Below are 9,018 nucleotides of genomic sequence, written 5' to 3'. Positions count from 1 at the left end.
GGGGACATGGACTTCTGACGAGTTCCGGCGGGCCGCGATTCCGTGGCCCGCCGGAAGGATCCGGTCAGCTCGTGGTGCCGGTGACCGTCGTTCCCGACTTGGTGACGTAGTAGGTCACGGTCGTGCCGCTCCAGAAGTGGAGGGTGAGCGTGACCCGCGCGTTGTCGTTGACCTCGGCGAAGAAGGCCGGGCGCAGGGTGATGGAGCCGGCGCTGTAGTTGGGGGCGAAGGCGACGTCGAACTCCTTGAACGACGTCCAGTTGTGGGGGCCGGCGTTGGTGCCGTTGGCGTACTTGGCCTCCATGGTGGCGAGCTGGTCGCCGCGGAACGTGGTGGGGACGGCGAAGGAGTTCGTCGTGCCGGTCGCGTTCTGCACGACCGGCGGGTCATAGGTGAGGATGGTGATCCGCCACGGCACGCCCTGGGAGAAGCGGGCCGACAGGGTCGCGTTCACGCCGTACGCGCGGGAGCCCGTGAGCCGGGTGAGCGCGGATGCCGTGAACGTGAGCTGGTCGCCGGAGACGGTGTAGTCGGTGCCGCGTACGAGATCGGTGCTGCCCTGGCGGATCCCGGTGAACGAGGTGCCGTTCAGGTTCAGGGTGAGCGTCTTGCCGGTGATGGCGGATGACCGGGCGTTGAAGACCTGGTCAGAGGAGGCCGTGCCGGAGCGGGTCGTCCAGCTGGACTTGATCTGGGCGAACAGTTCGGCGTCGGCCCACTGGAAGGACGTGCGGCCGAAGTGCTGGCCGTTGTCCCACAGCATGGTGGTGATCTGCCGTTGGCGCGCGTAGTGGCCGAGGAACTCGAAGAACTTGAGTTTCTCGCCCTGCTGGACGGTTCCGGTGTGGCGGTCGAAGCCCAGCAGGCCGTACTCACCGATGATCACGGGGATGCCGCGGGCGACGAAGGCGTTGTAGGCCCGGTCGAAGACGCCGGTCAGGTCCTGCTGGACGGTGGCGTCGAAGCGGGTGCCGCCGGCGACGTTGACGCTGAACGGCCAGTACCCGTAGAAGTGCACGGTCGCGACCAGGTTGGGGTCGTTCACCGCGGTGAAGGTGCTGACCAGCTCGTCGAGTCTGGCCTGGTCGGCCGAGGTGTGCAGGGTCGGCAGGACGAGCAGCCGGGTCGCGTTGTTGCCGCCCGACTGGCGCACGATGGTCCGGAAGGACGTGTTGAGCTCGTGCAGCAGCGTCGCGTTCTGGGCGTCGCCGGAGCTGCCGGTGAACGTGGGCTCGTTGACGCTCTCGAACAGCAGCTTCGCGGAGGAGTTCCGGAAGGTGGCGGCGATCTGGGTCCAGATCGCGTTGTACCGGGCGAGCACGTTGGCCCGGTCGCCCGGCATGTTCTGGATCCACTGCCACGAATCGTGATGGATGTTGAGCATCACGTAGAACCCGTCGGCGAGCGCCCAGTCGACGACCTCCTTGACCCGGTTCATGTGCGTCGCGTTGATCGTGTACGAGGGCGCGCCGCCCTGGTACTGACCCCACGTGACCGGGATGCGGATGCTGTTGAAGCCCTGCGCCCGGATGTTGTCGAGCAGCTGCGGCGTGATCTGCGGATTGCCCCAGGAGGTCTCGCCGTTGCCGGTGGCGTCGAGGGAGTTGCCCAGGTTCCAGCCGGGCTGCATCGCGGCCACCACGGCCCGCGCGTTACCCGGCGTCGGCGATGGGCTCGGCGATGGGCTCGGCGATGGGCTCGGCGATGGTGTCGGTGTCGGTGTCGGGGTGCGTGTCGGGGTGGGTGACGGGGACGGGGTGCCGCCGCAGGACACGCCGTTCAGGGTGAAGGCCGTGGGGTTCGGGTTGGCGCCGCTGTAGGTGCCGTTGAAGCCGACGGTGACACTGGCGCCCGTACCCAGGCTCTGCGCCCACGAGGGTGCGGTCACGGTCACGTTCTGGCCCGACTGGGTCCAGTTCCCGCTCCAGCCCTGGCCGACCTGCTGGCTGCCCGGCCAGGTGAAGCGCAGCGTCCACGGGCTGACCGGGTCGCCGAGGTTGTTGATCGTGATGTTGGCGCCGAACGAGCCGCCGTTCTCCCAGGCCTTCGCGTACGTCACAGAGCAGGCGATGGCCGCGTGGGCCGCGGGCGAGGCGACGGTCACCCCGATCGCCGCCAGCAGCGCGGCCGCCGCGGAGAGGGCCCATAAACGCAGTGTCTTCATCTTCAAGCCTCCACAGTAGGAGCCTGGACGGGGAGCGCTCCCATGTTTGGCCCGGCCTCCCCGCCTGTACAGGACGTTTCCGCAGGCCAACCGGCTGACCTGCTTCTCGCCATGAAGCATTCAGCGGAGGTATGTAATTTTCAGCTCGCCCCGGCTTCGGATGGGCGGATCCGCGGATCGAGCCGTCATGACCGGTGATCGGTTCAGCGAGCGGGCGCGCGTGGGTACGCTGGGCGTCATGAAGATCGTCACGGGTGCGGGGGAGTGGACGCAGCCGGCCGCCGGGGCTGCCAATGACTGGGTCGAGCAGTTGAAGGTGCCGGACCTCTCCGTGGGGACGTACTGCATTCCGGCCGGCGGGGTCGACGACCAGAGCCCGCACACCGAGGACGAGATCTATGTGGTGACCTCGGGTCGGGCGCGGATCGTGGCGGCGAGCGGTGACGCGGTGGTCGGTCCCGGGTCGGTGATCTTCGTTCCGGCGGGGGAGGAACATCGTTTCGTGGACGTCACCGAGGATCTGGCGTTGCTGGTGGTGTTCGGTCCCGCTTACGGGTCGCGTACCGGCTCGCAGGGCTGACGCCCTGCGGCCCGGGCGGGAAAATACCTGGCTGCGGGCTTACCCGGCGCTCCGGCGGGGGAGACCGGGCATATCTTAGGGATGTCCACCCCTCGGGTACGACGGAAGGAATCGCCATCCACAGCGCACTCACCGGCTTGGGCGTCACCCTGCCCCTGCTGGCGGCTCCGATGGCCGGGGGCGGCAGCACGCCGGAGTTGGTCACGGCGGCGGCGGAGGCCGGTGGGCTCGGTTTCATCCCCGCCGGCTACAAGACCCCGGCCGCGTTCGCCGAGCAGATCGCCCGGGTGCGCACGGCGGGCGTGCCCTTCGGGGTGAACCTCTTCGCCCCGAACCCGGTCCCGGTGGACCCCGGCGACTACCGCAGGTACGCGGCCTCGCTGCGGCCCGAAGCGGACCGCTACGGCGTCGACGTCACCGGCATCGCCGTGACCGAGGACGACGACCACTGGCAGGACAAGATCGACCTGCTGCTCTCCGACCCCGTCCCGCTGGCCGGCTTCACCTTCGGCGTCCCCGAGGCCCATATCGTCAAGGCGCTGCGCGGCGCGGGCACCGTCGTCGCGCAGACGGTGACCTCCGCCGAGGAGGCACGGCTGGCCGCCGACGCGGGCGTGGACGTGCTGGTGGTGCAGGCGTACACCGCCGGCGGCCACTCGGGCACGCTGACCCCCGAACGAATCCCGCCGGCGACCCCCCTCACCCAGCTGCTCGGCGAGATCGCCGCCGCGGTACGCCTTCCGCTCATCGCCGCGGGCGGCCTGGCCACCCCCGAGTCGGTCGCCGTGGCCGTCGCCACCGGCGCGGTAGCGGCGTGCGTCGGAACCGTGCTGCTGCGCTCGGACGAGAGCGGCGCCTCCCAGCCCCACCGCGACGCGCTCGCCGACCCCGCACGCGGCCAGACCCTCGTCACGCGCGCCTTCACGGGCAGACCGGCACGCGCCCTGCCCAACGTCTTCACCGACCGGCACTCCGCGACCGCCCCCGCCGGCTACCCGGCGCTCCACCACCTGACCAGCCCCATCCGCAAAGCGGCCGTGGCCGCGGGCGACCCGGAGCTCATCAACCTCTGGGCCGGCACCGGCCACCTCCACGCCACCGCGGAGCCCGCCGCCCAGATCATGACCCGCCTCGCCCAAGCCCTGTGATCCCGCTGATGTCCGGGCGCGCTCCCGAGGAGGTGCCTCGTGGAGCGCGGCCGTCAGTCGGCGTCGACAGCCCAGCTGGCGCTGAGCTGGTGGGCCCTGCGCTTCGGGCCCCGGTTCCCCGTGTCCTGGATCCCGCCTCGCTCGTCACCCCGGTGGCGCTGGTCTTCACGCGGCAGACTCCACCGCATTGTCAGGTTCCCCCGCATTGTTCTATCCCCTTCGTGGTTGCTTAGGTGATAGTTGTACGCCCGCCTACTTAAGACTGACTTGCACGCCGGTTGCCAGACGTCTTACGGGCGCATCGCGATGCTGGTGGGATCGGAGAGCACGCGTTCGATGACCACGTCGACCCCGCCCCGCGAGGCCGCGCCGAAACCGAGGGTGGACGCGGCGAACCGGCAGCGGTCGGCGGCGACGCTCATGCCGAGCCGCGCCAGCTCCGCCCGCGCGACGGGGATGAGCTGCTCCGCGAGCCGGGCGAAGTACCCGCCCAGCACGATGACCTGCGGATTGAAGAGATTGACCAGCGTCGAGGCGCCGCGCCCGAGCCAGCGGCCGACCTCGGCCACCGCCGCCTCCGCCCGCGGGTCCCCGTCGGCCCGCCGCTGCTCGATCTCCGCCAGCCGCTCCTCCGGATCGCGGACGACCTGCGGCCCCACCCCGTACGCCCGGTCGGGTGTGGCCATCCGCACCAGCGCCGCCAGCCCCACCTTGGTCTCCCAGCACCCGATCCGCCCGCAGCCGCACTCGTCTCCGTACGGATCGACCATGACGTGCCCGGCCTCCCCGGCGAACCCGTCGGCCCCGCTCAGCGGACGCCCGCCGGTGATGATGCCGCAGCCCACCCCGACCTCCCCGGTGAGGTAGATCAGGTTGGGTACGCCGACCGCCACCCCGGAGCGGTATTCGGCCAGCGCGGCGAGGTTGGCGTCGTTGTCGACGGCCATCGGCACGCCCGCCGGCACGCCCGCGGACCGGAGCCGCTCGATCATCGGCACCCCACGCCAGCCGAGGTTCGGCGCGAAGACGACGGTCCCGCCGGCAGTGTCGACCAGGCCCGGGACGGCCACGGTGAGGCCGGCCAGGGCGACCCCGCGCCGGTCCAGTTCGGCGACGGTGCTCCCGATCACCTGGCCCAGCTTGTCGAGCGAGCGCTCCGGCTCGGACCCCATGGCGTCGAACCCGATCCGCCGGTCGGCGAGCACCCGGCCCGCCAGGTCGGTCGCGAAGGCGGCGATGTAGTCGGCGTTGAGCTCCACGCCCAGCGCGCCCACCCCGGAGCCGTCCAGGACGAGCGCGAGGCTGGGACGGCCGACCGAGCCCGCGTGGTGCGGCCCGATCTCCTTGACCAGCCCGCGCGCCTGTAACTCGCCGACGAGGCTGCTGATGGTGGTCTTGTTCAGGCCCGTCTCGGCCGCGACGGACGACCGGGAGCACTGGCCGCGCGCGCTGACGTGGCGCAGCACGAGGGAGAGGTTGGCGCGGCGGACCGTGGCCTGGTCCGCGGGAACCCCCGCGGACCGGCTGCCGGGCTGGTGCTCCACGGTCACCCCGTCGATTCGTTCAGGTGGCTGGCCGAATTAGGGTCCCGTACCCCCGTATGCCGCGCGGCACCCATGACGGTAACGTTCGGGTAACAAGATCGATATCGCGCTGACCTGGGCTTCATCGGACGATGCTAACTCGTTACTCGATCAAGAGGTGTGCTTCGGACACATGCGTGTTACAAACCACATTAATTGATTTTCGAGATAAACGAATGGCGGTGACCCACGTGACGCAGGACCTGACCCGCGCGGACGGCGCCGCCCTGCCCACGAGCCCGCCCGCGCTGCGCCGCGCCAACCTGTCGCTCGTCCTGCGCCACCTGCGCGACCACGTCTCCCGCTCCCGGGTGGACATCGCGGAGGCGACCGGCCTGCACCGCGCCACCGTCTCCAACCTGGTGGCCGAGCTCCTCGAACGAGGACTGGTGCGGGAGGTCGGCATCGAGCACGTCGGGGCGATCGGCCGCCCCCGGCGGGCCGTGGCCCTGCACGGCGCGCACGTGGGGGCGCTGGGCCTGGAGATCAACGTCGACTACATCTCGATCCACGGCGCCGACCTGAGCGGCCGCGTCCTGGTGGAGCGCCGGGTCGGCTTCGACACCGTCGGCAGCGGCCCCGACCGCGCCCTGCGCCGGCTCAGCCTGGGCGCCCGGGAGGCGGTCGAGGCGATGCGGCGCGCTGGAGCGGTCCCGGCCGGCATCGGCGTGGCGGTCCCCGCCATGGTGGACGTGGCGCGCGGCGTCGTGACCCTCGCGCCCAACCTCGGCTGGCAGGACCTGCCGCTGGCGGCCCGGCTGTCCGAGGCGCTGAGCACGCCCGGCACCCCCGCCGTGCCGGTGATGGTGGACAACGACGCCAACCTCGCGGCCCTGGCCGAGCACACCTCCGGCGTCGCCGCCGGCACGCCCCACCTGGTCTACCTGACCGGCGAGGTCGGCGTGGGCGGCGGCATCATCGTGGACGGCAAGCTGCTGCGCGGCGCGGACGGCTTCTCCGGCGAGGTCGGGCACCTGCCCGTGGACCCCGCCGGCGACCGCTGCGGCTGCGGCCGGTACGGCTGCTGGGAGACCAAGGTGGGCCTGGCGGCGCTGATGCGCACGGCCATGCCCGAGCAGGCGTACCAGCAGGACAGCGGGCAGGACGGCCTGCCGGTCTCCGACCCCGAGGAACGGGCCAAGGAGATCGCCAGAGGGCTGGCGGCGGGCGACGAGCGCATGCTGGCGGCGGTCGCGCAGGTGGGGCGGTGGCTCGGGCTCGGCGGCTCGATCGTCGTCAACCTCTTCAACCCGCGCGTGATCGTCGTCGGCGGCTACTTCGCCACGCTGGCCGAATGGCTGCTGCCCCACGCGCAGCGCGAGCTGGAGCGGCTGGTCGTGGCGGGCCCGGCGGCCCAGTGCCGGTTCGTCGCCTCCGACCTGGGCTTCGGCGCCGCCTCCCGCGGCGCCGCGAGCATGGTGGTCAACCGGCTCATCGACGACCCGAACACGATCATGGATCCGATACCCCGGCAGGCAGCCTACTGACCCGCCCCCACAGACCTGGAGATGGCACCCTCCAGCCACCGCAGTATCCAACCCCTACAAAAGTGGCAACAAGCGCGGCGGCGCGCGCCTTGCCTGACGTTCCCCCAGTCAGGAAAGGGTTTCCCTCATGTCACCACGTTCTCGAACGTGGGCCAGGCTGCGTAACGCAGTCCTGCCAGCAAGCGAAAATCGCTCATTACGCCGTACGGCGGTGACGGTGGCGCTCGCCCTCGTCGCGCCCTTGCTCCCGGCCGTGACGGTCCTCGCGGCGCCGGCCAACGCGGCCGCCGCGGCGGACCCCGCCTTCAAGGTCCTGGTCTTCTCCAAGACCACCGGTTTCCGGCACGACTCCATCCCGGACGGCGTGGCGGCCATCCAGAAGCTCGGCACGGAGAACAACTTCGCGGTCGACGCGACCGAGGACAGCGCGGCCTTCACCGACGCCAACCTCGCGCAGTACGACGCCGTCATCTTCGTCTCGACCACCGGCGACCCGGTGAGCACGGCGGAGCAGAAGGCCGCCTTCCAGCGCTACATCCAGAACGGCGGCGGCTACGCCGGCGTGCACGCCGCCTCCGACAGCGGCTACAACTGGGCGTGGTACGGCCAGCTCGTCGGCGCGTACTTCAAGTCGCACCCGGCGATCCAGCAGGCCACGGTCCGGGTGGAGGACCAGGCGCACCCCTCGACGGCCCACCTGCCCACCTCGTGGGTGCGCACCGACGAGTGGTACGACTACACGACCAACCCGCGCGCCAACGTCCACGTCCTCGCGTCGATGGACGACAAGTCCTACACCGGCGCCACCATGGGCATCGACCACCCGACGGTGTGGTGCCAGGACTTCGACGGCGGCCGCTCCTGGTACACCGGCCTCGGCCACACCAAGGCGAGCTTCGTCGAGCCGGCCTTCCTGACCCACCTGCTGGGCGGCATCAAGACCGCCGCCGGCGCGGAGAAGGCGGACTGCTCGGCGTCGCAGAGCGGCAGCTTCGAGAAGGTCACCCTCGACGACAACACGTCGAACCCGATGATGACCGACATCGCCAAGGACGGGCGGGTCTTCTACATCGACCGCCTCGGCGACGTCAAGATCATCAAGACCACCGGCGCCACCGTCACCGCCGGTCGCCTGAACGTGTTCACCGCCAACGAGAGCGGCCTGCTCGGCCTGGCGCTGGACCCGGACTTCGACACCAACAACTGGCTGTACCTCTTCTACTCGCCGAACAACGCCAACGTCGACCGGCTCAGCCGGTTCACCGTCAACGGCGACACGCTGGACTTCTCCAGCGAGAAGGTCGTCCTGAACGTGCCGGTCCAGCGGGCCGAGTGCTGCCACCACGGCGGCGGCATGCTCATGGACAAGAAGACGGGCGACCTGTGGCTGGCCACCGGTGACAACACCAACCCGTTCGCGTCGGACGGCTACACGCCGATCGACGAGCAGACCGGCCGCTCGGCCTGGGACGCGCAGCGCACCTCGGGCAGCACCAACGACCTGAGCGGCAAGCTGCTGCGCATCACCCCGCAGGACGACGGCACCTACACCGTCCCCGCGGGCAACCTGTTCCCCCCGGGCACCGAGAAGACCAAGCCCGAGATCTACGCGATGGGCTTCCGCAACCCGTTCCGCATGGGCCTGGACCCGGAGACCGGTCACGTGATGGTGGCCGACTACGGTCCCGACGCCGGCTCCGCCAGCGCCACCCGCGGTCCCCGCGGCACGGTGGAGTGGAACCTGGTCAGCACGCCGGGCAACTACGGCTGGCCGTTCTGCGTGGGCAACAACACGCCGTACATCGACTTCAACTTCCAGACCCGGGCGTCGGGCTCGGCGTTCAACTGCGCCGCGCCGGTCAACGACTCGCCCAACAACACCGGCCTGACCAACCTGCCGCCCGCCAAGGCGGCGACGATCTGGTACACCGGCGGTGTCGACCAGAACAACTTCCCCGAGCTCAACGGCGGCGCGCCGATGGGCGGCCCGGTCTACCGCTTCGACCCCGAGCTCAACTCGCCGGTCAAGTGGCCGGCCTACTGGGACGGCAAGGCC

General features: G+C 70.7%; 6 protein-coding genes. 4 read left to right on the top strand and 2 right to left on the bottom strand.

What is annotated here, in order from left to right; translation table 11 throughout:
- Window positions 1-64: 64 nt before the first annotated feature.
- A complete protein-coding gene (locus Aph01nite_RS40065; protein WP_204046319.1) occupies window positions 65-2,164 on the bottom strand; it encodes a cellulase family glycosylhydrolase in 2,100 nt (699 codons plus the stop codon).
- Between the two features lie 238 nt (window positions 2,165-2,402).
- Here Aph01nite_RS40065 and Aph01nite_RS40060 point away from each other — a divergent pair, with 238 nt between their 5' ends.
- Together Aph01nite_RS40060 and Aph01nite_RS40055 are read left to right on the top strand one after the other, a co-directional pair.
- Window positions 2,403-2,744: a cupin domain-containing protein gene (locus Aph01nite_RS40060; protein WP_204046318.1), complete on the top strand. Its 342-nt coding sequence runs from the start codon at window positions 2,403-2,405 to the stop codon at window positions 2,742-2,744.
- Complete coding sequence (locus tag Aph01nite_RS40055) at window positions 2,741-3,892, top strand: NAD(P)H-dependent flavin oxidoreductase (protein WP_307836826.1); 1,152 nt, start codon at window positions 2,741-2,743, stop codon at window positions 3,890-3,892. The genes Aph01nite_RS40060 and Aph01nite_RS40055 overlap by 4 nt, the downstream gene beginning before the upstream one ends.
- Window positions 3,893-4,182: 290 nt before the next feature.
- Here Aph01nite_RS40055 and Aph01nite_RS40050 read toward each other — a convergent pair whose 3' ends face one another.
- A complete protein-coding gene (locus Aph01nite_RS40050) occupies window positions 4,183-5,442 on the bottom strand; it encodes an ROK family transcriptional regulator (RefSeq protein ID WP_204046317.1) in 1,260 nt (419 codons plus the stop codon).
- Window positions 5,443-5,657: 215 nt separating this feature from the next.
- Between Aph01nite_RS40050 and Aph01nite_RS40045 the strand changes: the two genes are divergently transcribed.
- Complete coding sequence (locus tag Aph01nite_RS40045; RefSeq protein WP_239162338.1) at window positions 5,658-6,962, top strand: ROK family transcriptional regulator; 1,305 nt, start codon at window positions 5,658-5,660, stop codon at window positions 6,960-6,962.
- Between the two features lie 211 nt (window positions 6,963-7,173).
- A partial coding sequence (locus Aph01nite_RS40040) for a ThuA domain-containing protein (RefSeq protein WP_204046315.1) occupies window positions 7,174-9,018 on the top strand: 1,845 nt, incomplete at its 3' end.

It is taken from the genome of Acrocarpospora phusangensis, from assembly GCF_016862995.1.
Lineage (GTDB): Bacteria > Actinomycetota > Actinomycetes > Streptosporangiales > Streptosporangiaceae > Acrocarpospora > Acrocarpospora phusangensis.
The sequence above is the reverse complement of the archived record's forward strand: the minus strand, read 5'-3'. Positions and strand labels throughout refer to the sequence as shown.